Origin of the sequence: Paenibacillus konkukensis (assembly GCF_023523925.1) — a bacterium.
Lineage (GTDB): Bacteria > Bacillota > Bacilli > Paenibacillales > NBRC-103111 > Paenibacillus_S > Paenibacillus_S doosanensis.
Map to the genome: position 1 here is coordinate 3536380 of NZ_CP027059.1, position 25299 is coordinate 3561678.

Here is a 25299-nt window from a genome sequence, read left to right on the forward strand (position 1 = left end):
CTTTTTTTCATTAGATCCGGCCCCGTTTGATCTTCCTAGATGCCGACTGGCCTATTTCAAGCTTTTCACCATATCGTTTACTTTCACCGACACCTGCTTGTAGAAGCGGTACATGTCTTCCCCGTTCTCCCACTCGACGCGATCGTAATCCAGAGCCGATTTCGCCTCCTGGTAACTGGCCGCCATCTCGCTAAGCTTCGCGAGCAGCCCGCTAATATCCGAGGATGACGTCAGCTGCTGTACCCGCTTGGCCGACTTGCGCTGCAAGAGCGCCTTCTTCTTTTCATCAAGCTCGCGGACGCGGTTATAAATTTCGTATTCGACGAATTTATTCACCTGCATCAGATTGACGAAAGCGTCCCACGGATCTTCGTCCGCATCGTGATCGTAGACGAACAAAGCGCCTTTTTTGCAGATGGTGTCGGTATACATCGCCTCGATGAACAGCTGCATCAGCTTTTCTTCGTCCTTGTAGGCTCCGAGCAGCTTCTCCAGCTCGGCGATTTTGGCCGAGATCTGATCGTACTTGCGGCCTTCTTCCTTCACCCGCTTGAGCAGCTCGGGCGAACGGATCAGGTTGTCCTTCGCCATCTCCTCGCTTATGCTGCCGAAAATGTCTTTCGTTCCTTCCACCGGCAGCCCTTGCTGAACGAAAGCCTTGAGCTCGCTCACGCAGCGCTGCACTTCGCCCAGATTCGGTCTTTGCGAGCCGAGCTGCATATTGAAGGAGGCCAGGTGGCGCTCCAGATCGAACGGCTGCGAGAATCGGCATTCGTAGCGGTTAATCGTGCCGCTGTCGTCGCCTTTGACGCGGATGACTCCGTATTCCATCAGCTTATCGAACAAAGCGCGGACTTCGGCATTGTATTTTTTGACGCGCGAATTGTCGTAGGTGTCGCCCCATGATTTCTCCGGTATCGGCGAAGGCAGATACGTCCAGTTGATCTTATCCGTCTGCACCAAATGGCGGCCGATGCCTTCCGGCTCGAGAATCGTGTTCTCATAGCTCGTCTCGTATACTTTGAGCGGCGTATAGAGGAACAGCGGAATCCCGTTTTGCGTGTTCAGCCAGAAGATGCGGTTCTTCACTTCGCTCTCCTTGACCGTGAAGCGCGAGTTGGCGATCGCATGATCCTGGAAGTTGCGAATCCCTTTGAAAATGGCGGGAGCCTTCACCGGCACCGAGACGAAGCCCCATGACGGGAAATTGAAATGTCCCGAGCTGTTGCTCAAATGGAAGACCGGCTTCGCTTCCTCGTACAAGCGGTTGGCGATGTTCTGCTCCACCAGCTTCTCGATCGAATCGTCATGGCCGTACTTGATGACGAGGAACTCCTCCATCGACTTGGTGATCAGATCGCCGAAATGGTCGGTCAAAAACTCGGAGATCGCGCTGATAACGTCGACTTCCTGCTCCTTGATCCATTGATTCGATTTGCGCAGCAGCTCGTTCGTGAAATCGCGGATCAAATCGTTCACGTTCTTCTCGTCCGTCACCTGACCGATCAGCTTGGCCATATCCGGCACGCTGACGACGTTCCAGTAGTACGTCCGGTTGCCTTTATGATCGACCTCTTCCTCGCCGTTGGTCAAAATATCGCCGTTTTTCTCGAATATTTTGTTCAGCTCGTTCAGCAGCTCCGTAAACACTTGATAAATCCGCGAGTTTTCCTGGTTGATCAAATCGTACAAATCCTCGTAAAACTCCACCATCTGCTCCATTCGCTCGCGGTCGGCCTGCAGCAAATATTCGTGGATTTTGGCCTCGATGTACGCATCCTTTTTCTTGTCCTTGGAGATGAACGCGCTGCGGGCCTCGGTCAGCTTTTGCTCCGAATTTTCTTCGGCCGACTCGATATCGCGGGGAATGCGGTAAATGCTCTCCTTCAGCGACTCGATATACGAGGAAATCAGCTTCAGCAGACAGAATCCTTTATCCTGCAAAATAATGCGCGACACATAGAACGGCCCCTGCTCCGGGTTGCGGAAAATTTTTGTTACCTGCTCGGAGAACAGCTCTTTCTTCTCGCCCGGCAGCTGTCTGCGGCATTTGATATATTCCTCGCGCGCCCGGGAGAGAAAGCTTTGCTCCAGCTCCGTATCGATATTGACCGTCTGCTGCTTGACGACGTTGGCATAGCTTAACCGCTCGCTGTTCTGATAGCCCGCCAGCGGCTCCGGCACGCGCTCTCCGAATTCCCTGTGGATCGAATCGGGATCGATGCCGAGCTTATGCGCCAGCTTCTCTACGTCCTCCTGGGACGGACCGGCATGGAACATCTTCTCCATCCGCTGAAACATCTTGAAGGCGAGGTATGTCGTCATCTCCTCGATCGGCAGCACGGCCGACGAGGCGCCCAAAATGTTGTACTGGTAGTTGGCCGCGTACGCTTTGGGCATCTGATTGATATTGGTGCGGATGTTGCTGATATAGTCATGGATCGCGAACTCCTCGCCGGAGCTTTTGTCCTCGCTCGCCATAAAGTTCGTAATATTCTCCGCCGTCACGTTCATGCAGTAATCGTAGGCGTTCTCCAGCAGCTTGCCTTCGAGATTCGTCGCCGAGATCAGATGCGCCAGATTGAACGGAGGCATCGGCGAGTTGACGTTCAGTATGCTAGCATACTGCTGCTTGAACCGCTCGCTGCGTTCGTCGACATTCATCCAGTAGTCGAGCTCCTTGAGCGCCGCATAGCCGTTCTTTTTGATATATTCGCGCGAATGCTCGGATAAGCTCTTATTGGCCAAATTCACGTCCGGCGTGAACAAATAGCCGAGCAGGTTCACCTTATCGACGCCGGCCGAGCCGAAATCGCGTTCGATGATGCCGCGAACGATATAGGCGATATCGAGGAAGCAGCCGCTGCCCGTACCGCCCGACAGACCGGTCAGCAGAAATACCATCAGCTTCTTGTTCGTGCCGACCGAGAGCGTCTTGATCTTCCGCTCGATCGTCTGCACGACCTGCACGATCTTCGTGAACAGCAGCAGCCGTCCCGCCTGCCGGACGCCGGAGGCGCCGTTGATGCCGTCGGTAATCGTCAGCTCGGGCGACAGCCATTCCTTGATGTACGGCTCCAGCACGCTGCGGTTTTGCAGCACGCTGCCGATCTCCGGATTGGAGAGCAGCACGAATTCCGTCAGCGGATCGAGCCCGATCCCCTTATATTTCTTGTTGCGGTCGTGCTCGTTGGTCTCCAACGCGAGAAACTCGACGTTGCCCGGCTTCTCCTTTTTCTTCTTCGTAAAAGGGTCCTCCGGCAGCTTGAACCGGCGGTTGATCTGGTATTTCAAGCGGAGCAGCGCATCGATCCCGGTGCCGCCGAGACCGATGATCAGCATCGGGTTGTCGATCGTGTCGACGCGGATTTTTTCGCTGATAATACCGCCGCCCAAAGAAACATCCAACTGTTGTATATGCTCTCTGACCACTGCTTTCATATGTGCTTCCTCCGTTAACGGTTATTTTATATATTCGAGGGAGATCGATTTATTTACGTTTTGCAGCGTAATCCGGATGCGGTCGCCGCTTTTCAGCTCCTTGCCCTTCGCCGCGTCGAACACGCGTCCGCCCTTCTCGATGACGCAGCCCGATTCGTTGAACAGCGCGACCGTATCCCCGGCTCCCGGCCTGAAGATAATCGTTTGCGTCTCCGCAAACTCGGGGGCCAGCTGCAGCAGCTGATGGAGCTGGAACTTGCCTTTGAAGGCGTTCAGCTTCTTGTACTGCGGCGTCGTGCGCTCTCCCGTATCCTCGTCCTTAATTTCGATCACGAACTGGCCGACGAAGCCTTTGTTCGCCTTCTTCCAGACGGACAGGGCGTACAGCAGCGCTGCGATAAGAATAAGCGCGCCGGCGATCGAGCCGCCCGTCACCGCCCAGTTGATCTTCGGCTCCTCCGAAGTCCCCGTGCCCGTCTCGGGAGCCTTGGCTCCGGATTTGGCGGAAATCGTCGCCGCTGCGGATTCCTTGACGAAATTCGCGTTCTCCACCTTTACCTTGAGCGAATAATCGTGCGCATCGGCGATCTTCATCGAGCCTTCAAAGCTCTGGGCCGATACGGCGAGCGGAACTTCCTGCGTCTTCTTCGTATCGAGATCCGTGACGATCAGCGTCGATTTGGCGTTTTTGTACAGCTCGGCATCCGTAGCCTTCTGTCCGTTCGACTGCAAATACGCTTTGACCGGCACCGTGTCTCCAGGCCTATAAGATATAGACGACGAAAGTTCCATCGACACCTGCAAATCGTAGTTATAAATTAAATTAATGTCGATTTTTTCTTTGGGAACCCCTTTGACCTTCAGCTTCCAGTCGCCCTGCGCCGGGTTCAAAATTTTGATCAGCGAATAAGCGTTCGAAGTCGAATACACGATCTGGTCGGACGGAATCGCCTGCTCTTGACCGGCCGGATTGAACAGCTTAACCTCTACGGGCTTGGCCGACATGATCGAAATGTTGGCCTCCTGGACGCTGGAGTTCGGAATCTGCACAGCCACCTCCTGAAAATCGCCGTTCGCCGTAATGCCGGTGAGCGGCACGACCTTCAGCTTCAGATGACTCGCATAAATTTCGCTCAAAATTTGCGGCAGATCGTCCGCCGAGCTGGTCACGAACAGCTTGCCGTTCGTTTCGTTCGAAATGCGCTCCAGCGCATCCTTGTTCAGCTGTCCGTCGGCGTTGAGGCCGATCGTGTAGATCGGAATGCCTTTGTCCTTGGCCTTCTTGACTGCGTCGCTCAGCACTTTGTCCGACTGCTCCTGCGACTTGCCGGCATTCAGCGAGTTGTTGCCGTCGGTCAGCAGAACGATGAGCGGAACATGCCCCTGCTCGGAGCCGGACTCCAGCACCTTGACCGCTTCGCTGACGCCGACGGCGATATCCGTATAAGGCCCGCGGGTTAACTGGTCGATGAATTTCTTGAGATCCTGCTTATCCGAAACGCTGTTCATCTTCAGCAGCGCCTTCTCGCGGAGCACTTGATCCGTGTAGGCGACGACGCCGATTTTATCTCCTTGCACCGAGGACATATCGACGAACATTTTCATCGCTTCGTAGCTGACTTTGTTGACGTCGCTCTCGTTCATGGACGTGCTGACGTCCACCGACAGCACCGCGTCGATATGCGTATCGCCGTCCGCGCCGGCTGCCCATGCTCCCTGCGAGCAGGTCAGAAGCAGCAGAAGCGTAAGGAGCAAGCGGAAGACGGATGTGGTATGATTCATTGTGTTGATTCCTCCAAAACGTGATTTACGGAAATTGTCGATTCCTGTCGGGGTTGTAACGAATTTCTGTTGTAAATTGTAAAATGTGGGAGCGATGATGTATATTATGTCTACTAACCATATTAACTTTTTAATATGCAAAATTCCACTAATAGAATCTTAAAGTTTAGGAGAATCCGATGCCGACATTTATTGGAATAGCTTTTGCCGCCGTCTTTGTCGCCGCCCGCTGGATTTATTTTCATACGAGCCGAAAGCAGGAAGTGCGCCCGGACGCCGTCGACGCCGAATTTCTGGACCTGCTGAACAACGGTGATCGCCATGAGTAAAAAGATTCCCGTGCAATTTCGCAAAAGCGTGCGAACCCGCCATGCTTTTGAACGTTTAAAACAGTGCAAAGGTTGCGGAAATGTGTCCGTTCTCTGGAGCGAAAATTGTCTGAAATGCGGAGCGGACGGAAAATTCCAGTCGTACCGGCAGATCGTCCGAACGATTCGCCGCCGCCAAACGGCCAGAGACGCGATGATAGCCTTCTCGATCAGTCTTGCCGCTTTTTTCCTGGCGGAAACCCTCCTGCAGATGGTTATCTCGGTGCTGGCGGGCATCGCCCTCGTCGCCGGATATTTTTTGCTGGCCAACCATTATGCTTCCTCCGTGGAAAACCGGCTGCTGCATCAGCTGCTGGCGACCGAGCATCAGGCGATCCGCGACGGCATGCTGCTCGATCTGGAGGATGCGGCAAACGATCTGAAGGCGGACGATTTCAAGACCGCCTACGAGAAGCTGCGCGAAATCGGCTACTTGATCACAGGCAATCAGGTGAAGGTGCTGAAGCTGATGTGCCTGAGCCATTTTATCGTGCGCAGCGATATGGACCTCGAGCTGTCCACCCTGATTCCGTCCGGCTTCGAGCCGGATTTCATCCGCTATTTGCACGAGGTGAGCAAGGTCAGTCCGCAGCTCGTCGGGCGCGACGCGCTCGACTATGTGATGCGCCACCGCCAGGCAATCGAGGCTTTCCCGGGCGGTCCGGAGACGCTGGCGCTGACGGCAAGCGCCGCCCTGCGGGTCAAAGGCTATGTGCTGCAGTACCCCGGCCTGATCGCCGATTATTTGGACGCGCTGCCGCGAGACCGCCTGCTGCGCCTGTGCAAGCTGCTCCAAGGCAGCCGCGACCGGGTGCCCGAGCTGTACGACAAGGCGCGGGAGCAAGTGAAGCTGAAATACGATTTTGATCCCGAATTTCAAGGGTTATTGTAGGAGGGACGGTCATGTTCATATCGATGTACAGCCGTTCGAAGCATACGCGCAATCTGGCCGGTCTGCTGCTGGCCGTCATGCTCGCCGCCGCCGGCTACAAGAGCTACGCCAGCTGGTCGAAGGCCGATCTGTACGAGCAGGCGGCGAAAGCGCAGGAGGCCGGGCATGAGCTCGAAGCGGAGGCTCTGTTCCAGCGTGCGAGTGCGAATACGGCCATCCGCTATAAAAACGAGGAGATCGACGCCGCTCTGAACGCGCTTCGGCCGGTAACCGAGCTGAAGCGGACGCTCGGCTCCATCGCCGGCCAGATGCATGCGGCGACCCAGGTGAACGACGTGCCTACGCTGCTCCAGGCGTACGAGTCGTTCCAGCAGGTCCAAACGGAGTATGCTTCGCGCAGCGAAGCGGACCAGAAGCGGCTTGCCGAGGCGGAAGCCTCCTATCGGGTGGAGGAAGGGCTTGCGCAATCGTTCGCCGACGTGAAAACGCAGCTGGAGCAGAGCCTGGAGAACGGCGCCGCCGACAAGTCGTTCGACAGCGGCAATGCGATGCAATATTTGCTGCAAATTCCCGCCGCCTATTACAAGGACGAGAAGACGAAGAAGCAGCAGTTGAACGAGTTGTTCAAAGCTTATGACCAGAAACGGCTGGACGCGCTGTTCCAAACGAAGAGCTTTCCCGAGGTCGTGGACGAAACGCAGCGCCTCCGCAAATTTTATACGGCCGGCGGCGTTCAGGCCGAATGGCTGCTGCCCCAGTTCGAGACGTATGCGCAGAATGCGCTCGCTTCGCTGCTGAAGAAAAACGATTTAACCGCCTTTATATCTTATTCCAAAAAATATCAAGGGACTAAAGAGCTTACGGACGGACGCCCCAAGCTGAGCAGCTATATTCAAGCTTCGATCAAAACGCAATTTACCCGGGCGCAGCAGCTTGCCGCCGCGAAAAAATTCGCGGAAGCGATCGATTTGTATACGGTATTAAACGCGTACCAGGATACGTCGAAGGAAGCCGCCGATACCGAGCAGCGCTGGCTTGAAGCCGATCCGGCGCAGCTCTTGCGCAAAGCGACCGGCGCGAAGGCCGACGCCGTCTTCACGAATGTGCAGAGCGCCAAAGGGGCATGGGGCGCGAAGCTCGCCGCCGTAGGGATTGCGGCAGACGGAGAGCTTGTCCTGGCGCGTCTGGCGGCCGATCAAAAGCTCGATTACGCTTCGGCCGCGCTCGGCAAACAGCTTGCCGTCCAAGCGCTGAAGCTGTCCGGCCCGCTCGGCGGCGGCGACCAGCAGCCGGCCGTCGTCATCGAAGCCGCGTCGAAATCGCGCCGAGCCAGATACGTCGCCGTATCCTACGAGCCGCGCTCGGCGGAGCTCAAGACCGTTCTCGACGTAGAAGCCGACGGATTCGCTCCGGACCGCAGCCGCCCGGGCACGCTGATTGTCGATAATCCGACCGGCGAGGCCGCGGGACGGCAGGCCTATTACGAATTTCAAGGGGGACAGTACGTCTTCGCGAAGGTGAAATCCGATGTCCTCGACATCGCGCTGTCCGAGCTGCCGAAGCAGAAGACGGGAGCGATCATCCGGTTTCAATGCCAGATCGCGTCCGTGGACGGCAATACCGCCGTCGTCAGGCTCGGCAACGACGTTGTGCTGCTGAGCGGCAATGTCCGGTTTCGGACGGGACCGGCCGTCGTAACGGGGACGCTTCTGGAGAAGAGCGCAGCGGATGGGAAGGAAAGCCGGGAGCGGCCGCAAGGCGAGGCCGGCGCCGTACCCGGGACGAAGAGCCCCGCGGCAGGCTCAAGCCCTGTTCCGAATCGAGAAGCCGAAGTAAGCGCGAAAGCAACAAAACAAGCGGATGTGCCCGGAAATGCCGATGGAAGCCCGGGCGCCGGTTCAATAAACGGCGCCGGCCCGCTGCCGGACACCGCTCCGCGAGCCACCAGAGGCAGCGGCGCGGCGGCGGGAGCGAACCAAGGCGGCGCCACGGGCGTCCCATCGTCGGCGGCGGCCAACACCTATAAAATCGCCGTGATCGAGCTGACGCAGGACGACGGCGGAGGCTTCTCCGGCCGTTCCGCCAACCGCCCGGCACAGCCCTGATTCGGCCTGCCGGCATCATACGTTTACAACCTTCCGGATTCCCGTTATAATATAACTCTTTTCCCAGTAACCGGAATCGGAGGCAATCCTATGTATAAGCATTACCCTGCTGTTCAGCAAACATTTCATCATAACGAAGTATGGGAGCCGCTGTACCGGATGCGCGTCCTCGCCGACGATTGCGAAGCCGCCTTATTCCGGAGCGCTCCCGTGCGAAGATTGAAGCATCTGCATCATTTCGGCGCAGGTGCTTTATTTTGCCCGGTTACCCATTCGCGCTACGAGCATACGGTCGGCGTCTGGGCGCTTGTGCGGCATTTTTTCCCCGAGCACCGGGAATTGCGGGCCGCGGCGATCGTCCACGATGTCGGCCATCTCCCCTTCTCGCATACTGCCGAGCATGTGCTGAACGTCAGTCATCACGGGATGACGGAAGCGGCCATTATGTCTCCGCCTATTTCGTCCATATTGACGGAACACGAATTGTCTCCCGAGCGCATCGTCCGGCTGCTGAACGAAGACTCGCCCTTGACCCACCGAAGCGAGCTGCTCGGCCTCGATCATCTGGACAGTTTTGTGCGGGATACTTGCGCGGCGGGGCGGTGTGCGGCGCAGCCTTGGGAGCTGATCGGAAAACTGAAGTTCAGCGGCAACTATCTCGATACGAAGAACCAATCCCCCAAAAGTGACGTGATGCTTTGAAGCTTATTCCGTCCGCATCCAGCTTCAGCTGGATCGGCGTCTAACCTTTCCTCTGGGATCGTTCTATGGGTAGACATTACTTTCGGGGGAGCCCCCGGATATCCACAGGAAATTGCTGCGCATCATTTCCTAAACAACGATGAAACCGCGGCGTTGCAGCTGCTGGACGCCACAGCCCAGGATAACTTCATGTTTCTAAGTACCGCCTTCCTGGCGATGTACGATCTCTTGTCCCGCGCGGTGCGTCTCTATATTCATGAGCAGCCTGCCTCCCGGTCGGCGATTCAGCTGATGACGGACCAGGAGCTGCTTGCCTTGCTGCAATCCGGCGCCCGAACCTCGCCGCCTCTTGCCCGTCTGCTGCAGCTGCTCTTGTCCGAGCCTCATCGCATCGAGCCTTGCGGCGAGCATAGTCCGGGGGCCTTCCCACTCAGCGTGCGCAAAGTTACTGCAAGCAGCCGCTGCTGCGCGGCATACCGCTCAGCGAGTCGAATGCCGCGGCCAAGGAAACGATGAATGCGGTCCGCTCCTTGGCCGGCACATACTCATACTATTACAAAGAGGTGACGCATCTTGATCGTCGGAGAAATTAAATCGATTCACCGTTACCCTGTCAAATCGCTGGCCGGAGAGCAGCTGGATCAGGTCCGGGTCGAACGATACGGCCTGTACGGGGACCGCAGCCATGCTCTGATCCATCCGGATCGGACCGGTTGGGAGCGGTTCATTACCGCACGCGAAATTCCCGGACTCTTAGGCTACCGGGCCCGGTTCGAGGGCAGCGGATCGGAGCGTTCCTTCCCCGAAGTGGTCATTACCGGCAATGACGGTCAAGTATTCGGCTGGAACGAACAGTTCGTCCGGGCCGTCCACACCGAAAAGTATCGCAGCATCGCGCTGGAAACCCATTCTCCCGATGAAACCGGGCTGCTCGCCGTCGACACCTCGAGCATTCTGCTTGTTACGGAATCTTCGGTTAACGCCTTGGCCGAGCAATGGAAACAGCCGCTGGACGAACGCAGATTCCGCCCGAATCTCGTCATTTCGTTATACGAAGATATTCCCTACGCCGAATCGGCGTGGGTCGGGCGGAATCTCTCGATCGGGCCGGCAACCGTCCGGGTCGATATGCCCTGCGAGCGCTGCACGATGATTACGATTCATCCCGAAACGCTGGAGAAGGACAAATCGCTGCTCCGGCTTATCCATCAAGAGCGGCAGCTTATGTTCGGGGTTTATGCTTCGGTGCAAGGCACAGGAACGATTGCCGTCGGAGATCAAGTGAAGCTTACACCTTAAACCGGGCGATCGACTGCTGAAGCTGGGAGGCGAGCTCGGTCAGATGGCGTATCGAGCCCGTTACATGCCCCATCGAAGCCAGCTGTTCCTTCGTGGAAGCAAGAATATGCTGCGTACCGCCCGCATTCGCGGCGGCTACTTCGGCGATCGCATGAGCCGCCTCCGAGACATGGGCCGCTGCCCTTTCCATTCTGCCGGAAGCTTCGGTGACTTCCGACATCTCCCGGTCGATTTCCCCGATCGACTCGACAATAAAGCCGAACGCCGCGCCCGCATGATTCACATCCTGCAGCCCTGCATCGGTGACGCTGCGGCTCTCGGCCATAAGCAGCGCCGCGCTATGGGTCTTCTCGCGGATATCGGCGATCATCTCTACGATCGTTGCAGCCGAATGAGCGGATTGGGACGCAAGGCTGCGCACTTCCCCGGCTACGACGGCGAAGCCCCTTCCGTGCTCTCCCGCGCGGGCGGACTCGATGCCCGCATTCAATGCCAGCAGATTGGTTCTGCGCGCAATATCGGTTATAAGCTGAATCGCCCTCTCAATAGCCATCGACCTCTCCTGTAAGCCTGCGATGACTTCGTTCATCAAATTCATCGTATCGTGCACCGATGCCATCTGCTTCATCGCCGTCCTGATCGTATCGTCCCCCTGCAGAGCCGCTTCCTTCGCATGACCGACGATCACGGACACATGACGGGATTTATCCGAAATCTGCCCCGCCTGATGCGACATGACATCGATGACGCGCATGCTTTCTTCCACGCTGGCGTGCTGCTTCACAGACCCGGAGGCTACCTCTTGCACGGTAGCGGCGATTTTCTCCGAGGCTTCTCCGGTCTCAGCGGCGCTGGAATGGAGCCCGGCGGCATGGGAGGCGAATTGCTCGGCATGGCTTCCGACCTGCCGAATCAGCTCCCGCAGTTTATTCACCATCCCGTTGAACGAGGCGGCTAGCTCTCCGAATTCGCCTCCGGAGCGGATGACGATCTGTCCGGTCAAATCTCCTTCCCCTTCGGCGATGTCTTTCAGTTGACGGCTGACCAAAGCTAGCGGACGCGATATGCGGGCAGCCAAAATGATCCCGAACGTCAGAGCGATGAGAATCGCCGCGGCGCTGGCGGCGACGATCATCCGGCGCGTCGATTCCACAAGCCCGGCATTTGTCCGATAATCCTCGTTCATCAGCTGCTCTTGACGGTCGACGACCGTTTTCGACACATTCTTGATCTCGGAGCCGGTCGGCAGCACCTCGGCCCCGATCAGTCTCCTGGCTTCTTGCGGATCTGTCTTCAGCAGCTTCACCACTTGCTCCGCTTGCGCCTGCAATTTCTTGTTCAGCTCGGCGATTTCATTCGCCGATGCCCGTCCGTCCTCCGACAAGTTCCCCGACACTCGGCCGACCAGATCGTTCAAATCGGCGTTCGTCGATTGAAATCCCAGCAAATATTGGCTGTCGTTCACAACGAAATACGCGTTAAGAAAGTTCATCTGCTGGGCGGCGTCGAATTGGATCACATGAGCGTCAAAAGCGGCGCGGGCCTGCACCTCGACGAGGGCGGAATACGAATCGTTAACCGTCTGCAAATAGCGGTATGACATTCCTCCGATCACGGCAAGCAGCAAAGGCGCGATCAAAAAACCGATAATAATTTGTTTGCCAATGGACAATTTCATTGAAGCCCTCCAGTTACAAAAATGCATATGTTGACACGATTCGTCGCTTTCTCCCCTCATCTTACAATACGCCCTGTTAAAATGGTGTTAAGAATGAAAACAGCCCTTCCGAGCTTTTCGCTCGAAAGGGCTGCAACGGCTTGTCTCCGCTCGCCTTTAAATCCGTATTTTTCCAAAAATGAACCTTACCGCACCGCTTCCGCTTTGATCTTGTCGATCTTCTCCTGACGTTCCCGCTCCGACAAGCGAGGACAGGTGAAGCAATAACCGTGGCCGGTATCCGTTTTGTAAGCAAGGCAGCATACCGCCTTGATTCTCATCTGCTCGCCGGGCTTGCGCGGATTCTCCATCATCCGGAAGCGGATGTCGAACGGATTCTTGGGCCGGCCGAATACGGCCGGATCGAGTCCGCGCAGCAGCTGATCCAGATCATGGTTCAATCTCTCGCGCTGCTCCTCCGTCTCCGCCTCCTCCAGCCAGCGGTCCTTGACATAATGCAGCCGGGTGCCGATCACGCCCCACAGCTGTCCGGCGTTCAGACCGACGACGCCTGCTATACTCTCCAGCAGCGGCCGAATCTGCCGACCGTAGAAGGCTTCCATCGCCTCGACCGCCTGAGAACTGCGGTGAGCGGCAGCGTCGGGCAGCGACTCGCTCTCCCATTGTCTGACGCGAAACTCCATGCCTGCCCGCTGCTCCTTCACATAAAGCTGCAGCTCCACGTTGTCGAGCGACAAATCCGGCTTCGCATTATCATGCCATAGCGAATATTGAAACGCCGCGCAGACCGCTCCGAACCAGCTGGCAAAATACGTGCCCGCGACATCCGGCTCCAGCGCTTTGATCAGCGGCGCATAAGCCCGTATGAACGATTCGGCGCCCTCTGCGCCTGCAAGAGAAGACAACGACGCCCCGAACACCGTATCCGTCCTATCCTCCAAAGTTACCCCGAACTGCCCGGCATAATATGCTGCGTCAAATTGCGGCAACGCAATCCCTCCTTGCACCTTTTTATTTTTCGTATTCATTGTTGTATGAAGTATGATCAGGCTCCGCCAAGCAGGCCGGCCTAATCCAATCTTATGCTCAAAGGATTCTGTGTTTGATAACGAAAATCATTATCATTATAGAGACTGCCTTACCGCTTGTCAAACATTGCGGCTCCCGTTTATAAGCGCGATGCTTTCGTCGCGCCCTGCGGTCGATAGAGGTTTCCACTCGCTCTTGTTCACCGGGCTTTTAAAAGGGTGGTGAAAAAGTCCGCTGCGGCGTCCATTTGATCCTAAAATCGCTGTTAAAAACGGATTCTTTGGATTGTTTTTTCGTTTTTCTGTGGAGAGAATCCGTGTTCAAAGGCGAACGCTTACGCTTTTCCAGATTCAAATGGCCCCTCCGCTCTTTTTTCACCAAGCTTTTAAAAGCGTGGTGAAAAAGTGGCATTGTACAGTCATGACACAATAGAAATGGTAAAATAAATGGAACTGATCGATGAGAAATGAGGCCAAAACTTATGCTAGTTTCCAAACGCCAAGGCACCCAACCTCGACTATTTCAAATGGTCGAGATGGAGGCGCTTGTTCCCCAAAACCATCTTCTTCGTCAACTGGATCGTGTTATTGATTGGAGCATGATTCACGAACGTACACGTGCTCTGTATTCCGAAAATATGGGTCGTCCCGTGAGCGATCCTGAACTTCAGCTACGCTTGATGGTTCTTTGTTATCTGTTCAACCACAGTGAGCGTGCTCTGTACAATTTGCTGCCTATGCATGCGGGCTACTTGTGGTTTTGCGGCCTCGACTTTGAAGCCGTTCTGCATCCCGAAGAAGCCGAGCTGGCCTTGCCGGATCGGACCACTCTGGTGAAAACCCGAAAGTTTTGGCGGGACCATCAGGTGTTTGACGACCTGATGCGCGACATTGTTGACCAGTGCATCATCGCAGGACTCGTTAAGCCGCAAATGGATGCGGCCGTGGACGGAACACAAGTACGCGCGAATGCGTCCATTCACAGTTTGGCAGAAATCCAACTGGCCCCTGTCGAATCTATCGAGGCGTATTTAGTACGCCAAGCCAAGGAGGATACCGAAGACACGAAAACCGACAAGGAGGATGCCCCTAAACCTCCCTCTACGAGGAACGATCATTCGGAGGTAGAGGAACAGGCTGTTCACGAAGATTTTCATGGCAAAACCTTTTCCAACCGTACGCACCGTAGTACCAGCGACCCCGATGCCCGTTTGTATAAGAAAAGCAAAGGGCAGGAAGCTCATCTGCGTTATTTGGTGCATGATCTGATCGATGTTCACTCCGGCGTGATCCTGGACACCCGGGCTTCTTTAGCATCCGGTACAGCAGAAAGAGAAGTCAGCCTGAAGCAAGTGCAAGCGATTCGATTTCGTCATCCTCATCTCCAAATCCGAACGCTTTCGGCAGATAAAGGGTATGAGTCAGCAGACTATCTGGTTCAGCTCCATGAACTTGGCATCATCCCACTCATCCGGTTGCGTAGTCTCAAGCTGCAAGAATTCCCGGTTTACAAGACCCGAGCATTGCATCCCGTTCGAAAAGCCAAACGCCGTCTCAAACAGAAGGAGATCCAGGCTTACAATTTTGCAAAAAGTATTCAGCGTCATGGTGCATACCGGCACATCCAAGCCCTGCGTGCGCGTATTGAACATGCCTTTGCGGAGGCCAAAGGAAGACATGGACTCGATCGAGCCCGCAGCCGCGGTCTTGATCGCATGCAAGAGCAAGCTACACTTACGGCCATGGTCCAGAATTTAAAGCGACTGTGCCGATTCAAAGCCAGAAGGCCACGGGCCGGTGCACTTTCCTGCACCGTCCTCGCCAAGATAACAGGCTGTCCCCAGTATCTTTGCTCCACTACATGCTCAGGGTTCCGTTTTTTTGGTAACTTTGACGGCTTCATTTTGTAATAACAGGGACTTTTTCACCACACTTTTAAATAAACTACAAAAAAGACCCGTTTTCACAGGCCTTCCTGACAATCGCTATGATTAACCCAGCGTCTTTTCGCCTGGTTTCCAATTCGCCGGGCACATGCCTCCGGACTGCAGCGCCTCCAATATGCGGAGCGTCTCCTCTACGCTGCGGCCGACATTCATATCGGTTACGACCTGGTAACGCAGAACGCCTTCGGGATCGATGATGAACAGACCGCGGTGCGCCGCGCCGGTAGCCTCGTCCAGCACGCCGTAAGCGCGGGCCGTTTCCTTCTTGAAGTCCGATGCCATCGGATAGCGGATCGGTCCGATTCCCTGCCGGTCGCGGGGCGTGTTAATCCAAGCCCGGTGCGTATAGATGCTGTCGACGGAAATCCCGATCACATCGCAATCGAGCTCCTGGAACTTATCGTAATGGTCGCTAAAGGCGATAATTTCGGTCGGGCATACGTAAGTGAAGTCGAACGGCCAGAAGAACACCATGAGCCAGCGCCCCCGGTAGTTCTCCAGCGCTACATGCTCTTCCAGCGTCTCCAGATTGATCGTGGAAAGCAAGTTAAAGGAAGGGGCCTGCAATCCGATTTTTATCGTTTCCGCCGCTGCTCCTGCTGTTGTTGTCGTCATAGTCAATTCCTCCTGTAAGATGGGTTTATGTTTTCAATCGATTTGACAAATAGTGTGTCTGTGGCGCCCGATCCATGGATGCGCGGACGCCGCGTCTTACTGCGCCAATGCTTTTTTGATACGGGTCGGGTTTAAGCCCAATATTCTCGTGTCGCCGATCACGGTCACCGGAATCGAGCTCATGCCCATAGCTTGAAGCTCCTCGCGGTAAGCGTCGTTATGATCGATGTTGCGTTCTTCGAAAGCAATATTCTGATCGGTCAAATAGGTTTTCAACTGTTTGCAATAGGTGCAAGTCGTGCTGGAATAGACGATAACCGGCGTTGTAGCTGTTGACATCAAATAGCCTCCTCGAAAAAATTCGTTTTATTTTCGGCGCAAGCCGTTCGGCCTGACGCGTCATTTGTACTGCGGAATAACCTGCTCCCGGCGATGAATGAACTTGTCCGCCGCCATCGCGGCGATCGCACCGTCCGCTGCGGCGACGATAGCTTGCTTCACAGGAGAGCGGCGCACTTCACCGGCTCCGAATACCCCCGGTACCGGCGATTGCATGTACTCGTCGAGTATCATATAGCCGCTCTCGTCGAGCGGTACTTGGCCTTCCAGGAAGTCCGTCCCCGGCTTGCTGCCGGACAAAAATACGAACACGCCTTCCACCGGAAGCGTCTGCTCCGCGCCGGAAGCCATTTTTACCCGCAGCCCTTCGACGCGTTCTTCTCCGGCCACTTCCTGCGGCCTTGCCTTGAAATAGTACTGCGTACGGCTCAGCTCCGGCAGCGCTTCGACTCCCTGCAGCTCGCCGCGCGGGATGATGAAATGGACTTTGGCGGCAAGCTTGTCCAGCGCCATCACTTCGTCCAGCGCTTCCTCCGAGTCGCCGACGACGGCGATCTCTTTGCCTTCGAAGAAGGCTCCGTCGCATGTGGCGCAAGTGCTCACCCCTCGTCCGAGCAGCTTCTCCTCGCCCGGCAGCATCCGGTTGCGCCCTTTGGAGCCGGTGGCGATAATGACCGCCTTGGCCTCGTAGATCCCTTCGGCGGTAAATACGTATTTCGTCGGCCCGTCCAAATCGACCGCCGTAATCGTCGTCTGCTTGAACTTCGCTCCGAAGCCTGCCGCTTGATCGCGGATGCGGTCGAGCAGCTCCTTACCGCTCAAAGCTTCGGCAATCCCGGGGTAGTTGGCGATTTTGTGAGTGAGGGCGAGCGCCCCGGTGTTCGGAGCTTTGTCCAGCACCAGCGTATTCAAGCGGCTTCGGGCCGTATATACGGCTGCCGTCGCTCCTGCAGGGCCTCCGCCTATAATGATGACATCATACATATCGTACATTGGATACCTCCCTCGATATGAATCCGTATTTAAACTTGAACTTAAACTAAATCTAAATTGTTGATATATGAATAGTATCATGATTGTCATGACGGAGCATGAAGATTTGATGAAGGGTGCGTGAAGGTTTGATGAAGCTATCATGAAGATTTCATGAGGAAAAGAAAAACCGCCCTTCCGGACGGTCCTCATTGCTTTCATGATTCACAACTATTAATCGGCAAGCCGGTAGCCTACTCCGCGAACCGTTTCAATATAGGTCGGCGACTTCGGATTGTCCTTCAGCTTTTGACGCAAGCTCTTGACATGAACATCCACCGTATTGCTGCCCCCGAAATATTGATCCCCCCATACCCGGTCCATCAGCTCCTGCCGTGACAATACCGCTCCGCCGGTATCGAGCAGCGCCTTAAGCAGATCGAACTCCGTCTTCGTCAGATCGATCCGGGCTTGGCCCAGGTAGACGGCCATTTTTTTGAAATCGACGACAAGCTCCTTGCGCTGCACCTGATCCGAACGCTCCTCGGGCGTGCGGCCCGGCTGCAGCAGCAGCTCTTCAATTCGGGACAGCACGGAGCCAGCGGCTTCGGCCGACCACTGCATCGTGTCGTCAAAGGAGGATACGACGGCCGGATCTTGATCCTGCCGTTCCCCCCGAACCAGCAGCACGGCCGGCGCCTTAATCGCGGAAGGCCGCGGCTTCGACTGTATCGTTTCATGGGTTCCGTCCATAATCAACAGATCGACGGCCAGCGCCGAGAGCGCCTGCTCATCCAAATGGTGAAATACAAGCACATCGTAGCATTTAGCCGTCAGTTCGCGAACCAGCTCATGGAGCCCACGGGGAAAGGCGCTTATAATGACAATCGTGTTCGTCGTCGAACAATAAGCTCCGAGAGCCGGGTCCATAGCCGGAGCCGTAACGGGCTCCAGTTCGTTTATTTGCCGCTGCTGCTGCATTCAGGGCACACTCCCTTCAACAAAATATGTTCCTCCTCCACCACATATCCCGTTTCTTCGGCTACGGCACGCGCCCATTCCGCAGGAACGTGCGTGAACACTTCGTCCACTTTTCCGCAAACGCGGCAAACGATGTGCTGATGTTCTTCCGTTCTCGCGTCATACCGGCTTGCGTCTCCGTCCAGCTTCAATTCCCTGATCAGTCCTTCCTCCGTCAAATAACGTAAGGAATTATACGTCGTTGCATAGGCGAACTGCTGGCCGCGTTTGGAGAGCCGTTCAATAATTTCCGCAGCCGTAGGATGATCGTGAGACTCCATAATCACCTCGTAGATCGCTTTGCGCTGGGGCGTCAGCTGTCCTTTTCTGCTCATGATCAAACCTCCGTTCCTCAGCTTTATATTTAGATTAATTCTAATATTATACTTAGTCTAAGTCAATACATTCCTTGCGATTTCATCAAAAAAAAGGCCAGTACAGGGAAAAACTTCCCGTTTCCTGGCCTCTGATCCGGATTACCTATATGTAGCGAGTGAAAAATAAACCGCCGGACATCGGGAGCGTCGTTCCGGCCGCTGAACGATGCCGAATTCGCTTCGCATCTTCTGCCCGATATAGCTTGACAACGGCGGGCTCGCCGCTAACCTCGTCTTTATCATCCCCATAACTGCCGCGTTCATACAAAAGCACATAAAGCATGTCCCTATTCCAACTAAACTCATAGGGAATGAATTGACACTTTTAGTTATCATGCGTATAATTGTCTAGACAACTAATTAACAGAAAGAAGCGATGTTTCAAGATGCAGCAGCAAGAACAGGCTCTTTGGAGCCGCAACTTCATAACGATTTGCGTTTGCAGTTTTTTTATTTTCATGACGTTTTATATACTGGCCGTCACGCTTCCCGCCTTTGTGCTGGATGATTTGCACGGGTCCAAGCAGCAGATCGGTCTTGTTACGACCGTTTTTATTATTGCCGCCGTTATTTTCCGCCCGCTCACCGGAAAATGGCTCGATGAAGTGAACCGGAAGAAACTAATCCTCGTCTCTCTCGCTATTTTTGCCATATGCACCGTTTTGCATTTGTTCGTGAGCTCTTTTTATCTCCTGCTTGTACTTAGATTCGTTCACGGCATCGGCTTCGGCATCGCCGCGACCGCCACGTCGGCCGTCGTGATCCATATTATCCCGAACCACCGCAAAGGGGAAGGCATCGGGTATTTCAGTCTGTTCATGAGTCTGGCGATGGTCATCGGCCCGTTCCTGGGGCTCATGATAACGTCCCATTTTACATTCAACGTTCTGTTCGGCGTGTGCTTTATCCTCTCGGCGCTGGCTTTGCTGTGCGCCCTGATCACCCGTATTCCGGAGAAGGAAGGCGGTCTGACCGCGCCCGCATCCTCCGCTTCCTCGTGGGACTGGAGAAAATTGATCGAGCCCAAAGCGATCCCGATTTCGCTGGCCGGCAGCGTGCTGGCGTTTTCGTACGGGGCGATATCGACCTTCATCTCCGTCTATGCCAAATCGCTCGGGCTGGAGCAGGTGGCCAGCTACTTCTTTATGGTGTTCGCCGCGGTCATCCTGCTGTCCCGGCCGTTCACCGGACGGCTGTTCGACCGGATGGGAGAGCATGTGCTCGTCTATCCGGGAATCGTCCTGTTCGTCATCGGCATGATCTGGCTCAGCCAGGCGCATACGGCGGGGGTATTCCTCCTGACCGGCGGCATTATCGGGCTCGGCTACGGCGCGCTGCTGCCGAGCTTCCAAGCGATCGCCGTCAAATCGTCGCCCAGCCACCGCAGCGGACTCGCGACCGGTACGTACTTCGTGTTCTTCGACTCCGGCTACGGACTCGGCTCTTACCTTCTTGGGCTTATCGCCGCGAAAACGAGCTATCATACGATGTATTTGATCGGCGGCATCGTCGTCGCCTTTACCGTTATTTTGTACTACGGTCTGCATCATAAAAAGAAGCCCCGGGCCGCGGAAGCTCAGAGCGCATAAGCGATAAGTCGCCTAAAACGTCAAGGCTGCCGCTGTATATTCCTTGCAGGAATTGCAGCGCAGCCTTGTTTGCCGTTGAACTGCCAGAGGGTGGTAAAAACGCCGGCTGCACAGGCGAAAGCACTATCCGGTCGCTGTTGTTCCCGGATTTCTTGAATGGTCAAGCCCGTAGAACGGGGGAAATCCGGGAACAAAGGCGATCGCTTCGCTTCTCCAGATTGCTCTGGCTGCTTTGTCCGCTTTTTCACCGTTATTTTAATGGGAGGAGGCGAATTCCTCCATGATAAACGAGCGAAACAGCTCGGCTGCCGACGACAAGGTCCGATCCTTCATCCAGGCCAGGCCGATTTCTCTGCGGCACTGCGGCTGTGAGACACGAAGACGCCTGATTTTGCCCGGATCGATCCCGGAAAAGGAAGGAATTAGCGTGACGCCGAGGCCCGACGAGACCAGGCCGGCCACCGTAGCGACATCGTCTCCTTCGAAACGGATGCTGGGCTCAAACCCGGATTGCGCGCAAAACCGGTCGGTCAACGTGCGCATCCCGTAGCCTCTTTTGAAGCCAATGAACGGTTCGTCCGCCAGCTCGGACAAAGCGACGGCTTCGGCTGCCGCAAGCCGGTGAGCGGCCGGAACGTAGACGAACAGCTCCTCTTCGATTAGCTTATGCCATGCGATGCCCTTCATCGAATCGAGCGGCCCCACGATGCACAGATCGACCTCGCTCTGCACCAGCTGCTCGATGATGCTGGTCGTCGGGTTCTGATACAGCGCAAACTCCACCTGGGGATAGCGGCGGTTGAAGCTGCTGATCACTTCGGGCAGCACGCTCAAGCCGAACGTCATCAAAAAAGCGAGCGATATCGTTCCCGTGTAAGGGTCTTTCATCTGCCTAAGCTCGTCGGCTCCGTCCTGAATCTCCTGCAAAGCCCGGTCGACCCGGCGCAAAAACAGCTTGCCGTACCGATTTAGCTGCACCGAGCGGCCGATGCGGTCGAACAAAGCGACGCCGAGCTCTTCTTCGAGCTTCGTAATCGAACGGCTGAGCGCAGGCTGCGAAATAGCGAGCTGCTCCGCCGCTTTCGTGAAATGCTCGGTCTTGGCGACGGCCCGGAAATATTCCAACTGCTGCCACTCCATCCCTCGTTGCCTCCATTCGATTAATAACTGTAATGCACCATTTATATGACAATAATAAATTGGACGTTATGAGTTGGCAAGGAGTAGACTAAATTACAGCATTCATACTTCACTGCAAGGGGCGTTACTTATGCCATACATTGAAATCGGAACCTCCGATTACCGGAGGACACTCGTGAGCATGCTGCTCGGCAGCCTGGTCACCTTTGCTATTTTATACAGTCCGCAGACGCTGATCGGCGCTTTTGCGGAGCAATTCCAAGTTTCGCCGTCGACGGCAAGCTTCGTGATCTCCTTCTCCACGATGACGCTGGCCGTCAGCATGCTGTTCATCTCGGTCTTCTCGAACGCCTGGGGCCGCAAAGGCATCATGAGCGCATCGCTGTTCATTACGTCGGTGTTGGCCGTCGCTTCGTCGTTCAGCACCGACTTTCATCTGCTCTTAACCTTCCGTCTGCTCGAAGGAGTCAGCCTCGCCGGTTTTCCCGCGATCGCCATGACCTATCTTAACGAAGAAATCGCCCCGGGCAGCATCGGCCGCGTTATGGGCGTCTATGTGGGAGGCACCGCGGTCGGCGGTTTTGCCGGACGGGTCATCGTCAGCGCCTTGACGGACTTGTTCTCATGGCATACGGCGCTGCTCGCTCTAGGTATATTCAGTTTCCTGTGCAGCATTTGTTTTTGGCTGTATTTGCCGAAGTCGCGCCATTTTGAACCGGTCGGCATCTCCTTCGGCCACTGGCTCGGCGGCTTTAAGAGCGGCTTCTCGAACGTCAAGCTGCTCAGCTTGTACGGGATCGGTTTCCTGCTGCTCGGAGCCTACGTAACGCTGTTTAACTATATCGGCTACCCGCTGTCCAAGCCGCCGTTCAATTTGAGCCAAACCGTGATCGGCTTTCTGTTTGTTTTTCAGCTGGTCGGCTCCTGGAGCTCGTTTCTGTTCGGCAAGCTGGCCGACCGGCATTCCCGCGCGCGTCTGATCGGCCTCGGCATCGCGATGTCAATGGCCGGTGCACTGCTGACGGTGTACGGCCATGCGGCGCTGATGATCGTCGGAATCATCCTGTTCGCCTTCGGCTTCTTCGCCGGACATACGGTCGCCAGCGGATGGATCGGCAAGTTCGCTCCGGCCCGTCACAAAGCCTACGCTTCTTCGTTGTATTTGCTGTTCTACTATACGGGCTCCAGCCTCGTCGGCTGGTCCGGCGGCCTGTTCCTCTCCTCCTTCGGATGGCCCGGCGTCATCGGCCTGATCTGCTTCCTGCTCCTGCTGACAGCGCTGTTGATCGTGCCCCTAACCCGGGAGGCGCCGGCTCCCTCTCTTCATCAAGCCGGGGCGCCGAAATAACCGTTCCGCCGCAGCGCCAGCGGCACCTCGCAAACAAAAGCGCAGCCCGACAGCCGCTGATAGGCCCGTGGACTGCGCTTGTTTTTTCATACTCACACGTTTATTCCACGCTGGAGAGGAGCGGTTGCCGCTTCCCGACAGCTTATTTCCATACGACTTTTTCCCCGTAATCTTTGCCCCAGTCGTACATCATGCGCAGAATAGGCATCAGGCTCTGGCCGTACTCGGTCAGGGAATATTCTACCCGCGGCGGGACTTCGGCATACACCTTGCGGTTTACCAGCAAATCCTCCTCCAGCTCGCGCAGCTGGTTCGTCAGCATCTTTTGCGTAATCGAGGGAATCAGCTTCTTCAGCTCGCTGAACCGTTTCGTCCCTTCCAGCCCGAGATGCCATAATATAATCAGCTTCCATTTGCCGCCGATCACGGCGAGCGTCAATTCCTTCTCGCAGTTGATTTCCTTCAGATTGATCCGTTCCTTCAGTTCGCTTGCCATCGATTCATCCCGCCTTTTAAGAAATATAGTTAAAAACGCCGACTGCGCATGCGAAAGCATCTTCCGATCGCTGTTGTCTTGAAATCCGGGGACAAAGGCGAACGCTGACGCTTTCAAGATTCAAGCGGCCCTCCGCTCTTTTCTCCATGCTTTTAAGAGTGTGTCACAGCATTTTTAATCATTCAAGGAACACGAATGACTTTAACGGCGTTCGGAATCCGATATCCTATTCCCTCTTCATGCTCCAACGTACCCGTTTAGACAATGGCTTGGCGTTTTCAAGCACTTCCCCAACCATCTTTCTCCGAAACGGGTAGGCGCCCGAACGGTCAGAAAGGAAGAAAGCTGCAGGAGGTGCAGCCTCCGAATAGTTACTAACTTTAACGGACACCAGGGAGCTAAAGTCGTCGCAAACAGACGTTTTTGAAACGTAACGGTCATCATCGCGCTTACATTACTCCGAATTGCTTTTTGAGGAAAATTTGTCAACAAATAACTGCATCTGCGTCCGTTAGAAATCCGAAATGGCCGATAGGGTTTATATAACGGCCGCTGTGTCCGTTACTTCCGATCGCTCTTGTTCCCGGATTTCTTGAATATTTAAGCCCGTGAAACGAGTGAAATCCGAGAACAAAGGCGAACGCTTACGCTTTTCCAGAATTGCCTTCGCTTAGCGAAGTCTGCTTTTTCACCGGGCATTTGTGCTATCCGATGTATCCTATTGTCCCATAAAGCCCGCCGCCGCACAATAGTATCCTGCAAGTGACTACACCACTTTGAAGTGCGTACTTCCTAAAATGAAACTTTGCTTTTACAATAAGTCTTGTTCATAAGACATCCTAACTTACCTAAAAGGAGTGACCCAGATGCAATTACAATTAGCATTGGATCTCGTTGATATTCCGGAAGCGAAAAAAGTCGTAAAAGAAGTAGAAGCTTATATCGACATCGTAGAAATCGGCACGCCGGTTGTCATAAATGAAGGACTTCGCGCAGTAAAAGAAATCAAGGAAGCCTTCCCTCATCTGCAGGTTTTGGCCGATTTGAAAATTATGGATGCCGGCGGCTACGAAGTGATGAAAGCTTCCGAAGCCGGCGCAGATATTATTACCGTGCTCGGCGCCTCCGACAACTCCACCATTCAAGGCGCGGTAGTAGAAGCGCGTAAGCAAAACCGCAAAATTATGGTCGACATGATCAACGTCAAAAACCTCGAAGAACGGGCGCAAGAAATCGACGAGCTGGGCGTAGACTATATTTGCGTACACTCCGGCTACGATCATCAAGCCGCGGGCAAAAATTCCTTCGAAGAGCTCAACTCTATCAAACGCGTCGTGAAAAAGGCCAAAACGGCCATTGCCGGCGGCATCAAATTGAGCACGCTGCCGGAAGTCATTCAAGCTAGCCCGGATCTGGTCATCGTCGGCGGCGGCATTACGGGACTGGACGACAAAGCGGCGGGCGCGGCCGAAATGCGTAAGCTGATCCGCCAAGGGTAACGATGATGCAGATCACGGAATATACCCGGATCATGCTGACGGAGCTGCATGGCACCGCTAACCTGCTCTCCGATGAAGCCGCCGATGAGTTCGCGGACCGAATCGTCAGCGCGAAGCGCATCTTCACGGCCGGCGCAGGGCGGTCGGGTCTGATGATGCGGGCGTTCGCCATGCGGCTGATGCATCTCGGATTGAACGCCTATGTCGTCGGGGAATCGGTCACTCCCGGGATCGGCCGGGACGATCTTCTTATTATCGGCTCCGGCTCGGGCGAGACGAAAAGCCTCTTGTCGATGGCGCAAAAGGCCAAAAGCATCGGAGCCGACATAGCTCTGGTCACCGTCAACCCTGAATCAACCATAGGTCAATTATCCGATGCGACCGTCCGCATAGCCGCCTCTCCCAAAGAGCAGCAAGGCGGCGGCTCCGCTACCGTCCAGCCTATGGGTTCCCTGTTCGAGCAAAGCCTGCTCCTGCTGACGGACGCCCTCGTCCTCAAGCTGATGGATCGTCAAGGCATCGAGGCCGCGGCGATGTTCTCGAAGCACGCCAACCTGGAATAAGCGGGCCGGCTCAGAAGCTTCCGCATCGCAGTTGCCCGCCTTCATGCAGCTCACGTATCTCGCTCGCGCTGCGGGCTTGCGCGGTATATAAGCTTCTTCC

The 25299-nt window shown here is 55.3% G+C and carries 22 protein-coding genes; 11 read left to right on the top strand and 11 right to left on the bottom strand.

Annotated elements, in window-relative coordinates:
• Nucleotides 1-51 precede the first annotated feature (51 nt).
• Entirely contained in the window at nucleotides 52-3441 is a 3390-nt protein-coding gene (locus tag SK3146_RS15095) for a tubulin-like doman-containing protein (protein ID WP_249865802.1), read from the bottom strand.
• Nucleotides 3442-3462: 21 nt separating this feature from the next.
• The gene (locus tag SK3146_RS15100; RefSeq protein WP_249865803.1) at nucleotides 3463-5223 is read right to left on the bottom strand and encodes a VWA domain-containing protein; all 1761 of its coding nucleotides are present in this window, start codon (nucleotides 5221-5223) and stop codon (nucleotides 3463-3465) included.
• 179 nt (nucleotides 5224-5402) lie between these two features.
• Between SK3146_RS15100 and SK3146_RS15105 the strand changes: the two genes are divergently transcribed.
• The 6 genes from SK3146_RS15105 (at nucleotide 5403) to SK3146_RS15130 (ending at nucleotide 10589) form a co-directional block, all read left to right on the top strand.
• Nucleotides 5403-5552: a hypothetical protein gene (locus tag SK3146_RS15105; RefSeq protein WP_249865804.1), complete on the top strand. Its 150-nt coding sequence runs from the start codon at nucleotides 5403-5405 to the stop codon at nucleotides 5550-5552.
• Nucleotides 5553-5634: 82 nt separating this feature from the next.
• Complete coding sequence (locus SK3146_RS15110) at nucleotides 5635-6483, top strand: hypothetical protein (RefSeq protein ID WP_249865805.1); 849 nt, start codon at nucleotides 5635-5637, stop codon at nucleotides 6481-6483.
• Nucleotides 6484-6494: 11 nt separating this feature from the next.
• Entirely contained in the window at nucleotides 6495-8588 is a 2094-nt protein-coding gene (locus tag SK3146_RS15115) for a hypothetical protein (protein ID WP_249865806.1), read from the top strand.
• A gap of 90 nt (nucleotides 8589-8678) precedes the next feature.
• A complete protein-coding gene (locus SK3146_RS15120) occupies nucleotides 8679-9290 on the top strand; it encodes an HD domain-containing protein (RefSeq protein WP_249865807.1) in 612 nt (203 codons plus the stop codon).
• Nucleotides 9291-9443: 153 nt separating this feature from the next.
• Nucleotides 9444-9806: a hypothetical protein gene (locus SK3146_RS15125; RefSeq protein WP_249865808.1), complete on the top strand. Its 363-nt coding sequence runs from the start codon at nucleotides 9444-9446 to the stop codon at nucleotides 9804-9806.
• Between the two features lie 57 nt (nucleotides 9807-9863).
• On the top strand, nucleotides 9864-10589 hold the full coding sequence (locus SK3146_RS15130; RefSeq protein WP_249865809.1) for an MOSC domain-containing protein: 726 nt from the start codon (nucleotides 9864-9866) through the stop codon (nucleotides 10587-10589).
• On the opposite strand, the gene SK3146_RS15135 is transcribed toward SK3146_RS15130, so the two are convergent.
• Both SK3146_RS15135 and SK3146_RS15140 read right to left on the bottom strand, forming a co-directional pair.
• A complete protein-coding gene (locus tag SK3146_RS15135) occupies nucleotides 10579-12267 on the bottom strand; it encodes a methyl-accepting chemotaxis protein (protein WP_249865810.1) in 1689 nt (562 codons plus the stop codon). The two genes, SK3146_RS15130 and SK3146_RS15135, sit on opposite strands and share 11 nt — an antisense overlap.
• 185 nt (nucleotides 12268-12452) lie before the next feature.
• Complete coding sequence (locus SK3146_RS15140) at nucleotides 12453-13256, bottom strand: (2Fe-2S)-binding protein (RefSeq protein WP_249865811.1); 804 nt, start codon at nucleotides 13254-13256, stop codon at nucleotides 12453-12455.
• A 521-nt stretch (nucleotides 13257-13777) separates the two neighbouring features.
• On the opposite strand from SK3146_RS15140, the gene SK3146_RS15145 reads away from it, so the two are divergent.
• The gene (locus SK3146_RS15145; RefSeq protein ID WP_434006817.1) at nucleotides 13778-15205 is read left to right on the top strand and encodes a transposase; all 1428 of its coding nucleotides are present in this window, start codon (nucleotides 13778-13780) and stop codon (nucleotides 15203-15205) included.
• Between the two features lie 81 nt (nucleotides 15206-15286).
• Here the strand turns inward: SK3146_RS15145 and SK3146_RS15150 are convergent, their stop codons facing one another.
• The 5 genes from SK3146_RS15150 to SK3146_RS15170 form a co-directional block, all read right to left on the bottom strand.
• Complete coding sequence (locus SK3146_RS15150) at nucleotides 15287-15856, bottom strand: peroxiredoxin (protein ID WP_249865812.1); 570 nt, start codon at nucleotides 15854-15856, stop codon at nucleotides 15287-15289.
• 96 nt (nucleotides 15857-15952) lie between these two features.
• Nucleotides 15953-16195, bottom strand: coding sequence for a glutaredoxin family protein (locus tag SK3146_RS15155; RefSeq protein WP_249865813.1), 243 nt, complete (start codon nucleotides 16193-16195; stop codon nucleotides 15953-15955).
• Nucleotides 16196-16255: 60 nt separating this feature from the next.
• The gene (locus tag SK3146_RS15160) at nucleotides 16256-17188 is read right to left on the bottom strand and encodes an NAD(P)/FAD-dependent oxidoreductase (RefSeq protein WP_249865814.1); all 933 of its coding nucleotides are present in this window, start codon (nucleotides 17186-17188) and stop codon (nucleotides 16256-16258) included.
• Nucleotides 17189-17401: 213 nt separating this feature from the next.
• Complete coding sequence (locus tag SK3146_RS15165) at nucleotides 17402-18148, bottom strand: winged helix-turn-helix transcriptional regulator (RefSeq protein WP_249865815.1); 747 nt, start codon at nucleotides 18146-18148, stop codon at nucleotides 17402-17404.
• Nucleotides 18127-18522 (bottom strand): Fur family transcriptional regulator, encoded by a 396-nt coding sequence (locus SK3146_RS15170; RefSeq protein ID WP_249865816.1) that lies wholly within the window; start codon nucleotides 18520-18522, stop codon nucleotides 18127-18129. The genes SK3146_RS15165 and SK3146_RS15170 overlap by 22 nt, the downstream gene beginning before the upstream one ends.
• Before the next feature lie 428 nt (nucleotides 18523-18950).
• On the opposite strand from SK3146_RS15170, the gene SK3146_RS15175 reads away from it, so the two are divergent.
• Nucleotides 18951-20153, top strand: coding sequence for an MFS transporter (locus SK3146_RS15175; protein ID WP_249865817.1), 1203 nt, complete (start codon nucleotides 18951-18953; stop codon nucleotides 20151-20153).
• Between the two features lie 255 nt (nucleotides 20154-20408).
• On the opposite strand, the gene SK3146_RS15180 is transcribed toward SK3146_RS15175, so the two are convergent.
• Nucleotides 20409-21293 carry a LysR family transcriptional regulator gene (locus tag SK3146_RS15180; protein ID WP_249865818.1) on the bottom strand — a complete coding sequence of 295 codons (885 nt, stop codon included), beginning with the start codon at nucleotides 21291-21293 and terminating at the stop codon, nucleotides 20409-20411.
• A 130-nt stretch (nucleotides 21294-21423) separates the two neighbouring features.
• Between SK3146_RS15180 and SK3146_RS15185 the strand changes: the two genes are divergently transcribed.
• A complete protein-coding gene (locus SK3146_RS15185; protein ID WP_249865819.1) occupies nucleotides 21424-22641 on the top strand; it encodes an MFS transporter in 1218 nt (405 codons plus the stop codon).
• Nucleotides 22642-22783: 142 nt separating this feature from the next.
• On the opposite strand, the gene SK3146_RS15190 is transcribed toward SK3146_RS15185, so the two are convergent.
• The gene (locus tag SK3146_RS15190; protein WP_249865820.1) at nucleotides 22784-23137 is read right to left on the bottom strand and encodes a winged helix-turn-helix transcriptional regulator; all 354 of its coding nucleotides are present in this window, start codon (nucleotides 23135-23137) and stop codon (nucleotides 22784-22786) included.
• An 866-nt stretch (nucleotides 23138-24003) separates the two neighbouring features.
• Here SK3146_RS15190 and hxlA point away from each other — a divergent pair.
• Together hxlA and hxlB are read left to right on the top strand one after the other, a co-directional pair.
• Nucleotides 24004-24636, top strand: a complete 633-nt coding sequence (gene hxlA, locus SK3146_RS15195) for a 3-hexulose-6-phosphate synthase (protein WP_249865821.1) — start codon at nucleotides 24004-24006, stop codon at nucleotides 24634-24636.
• Between the two features lie 5 nt (nucleotides 24637-24641).
• Nucleotides 24642-25199 (top strand): 6-phospho-3-hexuloisomerase, encoded by a 558-nt coding sequence (gene hxlB, locus SK3146_RS15200; RefSeq protein ID WP_249866307.1) that lies wholly within the window; start codon nucleotides 24642-24644, stop codon nucleotides 25197-25199.
• The last annotated feature ends 100 nt before the right edge of the window (nucleotides 25200-25299 follow it).

What these genes read in the sequence shown, in the direction of transcription:
- hxlB (WP_249866307.1), top strand. Translation starts at nt 24,642, where the DNA reads ATGCAGATCACGGAATATACCCGGATCATGCTGACGGAGCTGCATGGC.
- SK3146_RS15115 (WP_249865806.1), top strand. Translation starts at nt 6,495, where the DNA reads ATGTTCATATCGATGTACAGCCGTTCGAAGCATACGCGCAATCTGGCC.
- SK3146_RS15180 (WP_249865818.1), bottom strand. Translation starts at nt 21,293, where the DNA reads ATGGAGTGGCAGCAGTTGGAATATTTCCGGGCCGTCGCCAAGACCGAG.
- SK3146_RS15135 (WP_249865810.1), bottom strand. Translation starts at nt 12,267, where the DNA reads ATGAAATTGTCCATTGGCAAACAAATTATTATCGGTTTTTTGATCGCG.
- SK3146_RS15145 (WP_434006817.1), top strand. Translation starts at nt 13,778, where the DNA reads ATGCTAGTTTCCAAACGCCAAGGCACCCAACCTCGACTATTTCAAATG.
- SK3146_RS15150 (WP_249865812.1), bottom strand. Translation starts at nt 15,856, where the DNA reads ATGACGACAACAACAGCAGGAGCAGCGGCGGAAACGATAAAAATCGGA.
- SK3146_RS15165 (WP_249865815.1), bottom strand. Translation starts at nt 18,148, where the DNA reads ATGCAGCAGCAGCGGCAAATAAACGAACTGGAGCCCGTTACGGCTCCG.
- SK3146_RS15160 (WP_249865814.1), bottom strand. Translation starts at nt 17,188, where the DNA reads ATGTACGATATGTATGATGTCATCATTATAGGCGGAGGCCCTGCAGGA.
- SK3146_RS15105 (WP_249865804.1), top strand. Translation starts at nt 5,403, where the DNA reads ATGCCGACATTTATTGGAATAGCTTTTGCCGCCGTCTTTGTCGCCGCC.
- SK3146_RS15190 (WP_249865820.1), bottom strand. Translation starts at nt 23,137, where the DNA reads ATGGCAAGCGAACTGAAGGAACGGATCAATCTGAAGGAAATCAACTGC.
- SK3146_RS15120 (WP_249865807.1), top strand. Translation starts at nt 8,679, where the DNA reads ATGTATAAGCATTACCCTGCTGTTCAGCAAACATTTCATCATAACGAA.
- SK3146_RS15095 (WP_249865802.1), bottom strand. Translation starts at nt 3,441, where the DNA reads ATGAAAGCAGTGGTCAGAGAGCATATACAACAGTTGGATGTTTCTTTG.
- SK3146_RS15185 (WP_249865819.1), top strand. Translation starts at nt 21,424, where the DNA reads ATGCCATACATTGAAATCGGAACCTCCGATTACCGGAGGACACTCGTG.
- hxlA (WP_249865821.1), top strand. Translation starts at nt 24,004, where the DNA reads ATGCAATTACAATTAGCATTGGATCTCGTTGATATTCCGGAAGCGAAA.
- SK3146_RS15175 (WP_249865817.1), top strand. Translation starts at nt 18,951, where the DNA reads ATGCAGCAGCAAGAACAGGCTCTTTGGAGCCGCAACTTCATAACGATT.
- SK3146_RS15100 (WP_249865803.1), bottom strand. Translation starts at nt 5,223, where the DNA reads ATGAATCATACCACATCCGTCTTCCGCTTGCTCCTTACGCTTCTGCTG.
- SK3146_RS15170 (WP_249865816.1), bottom strand. Translation starts at nt 18,522, where the DNA reads ATGAGCAGAAAAGGACAGCTGACGCCCCAGCGCAAAGCGATCTACGAG.
- SK3146_RS15155 (WP_249865813.1), bottom strand. Translation starts at nt 16,195, where the DNA reads ATGTCAACAGCTACAACGCCGGTTATCGTCTATTCCAGCACGACTTGC.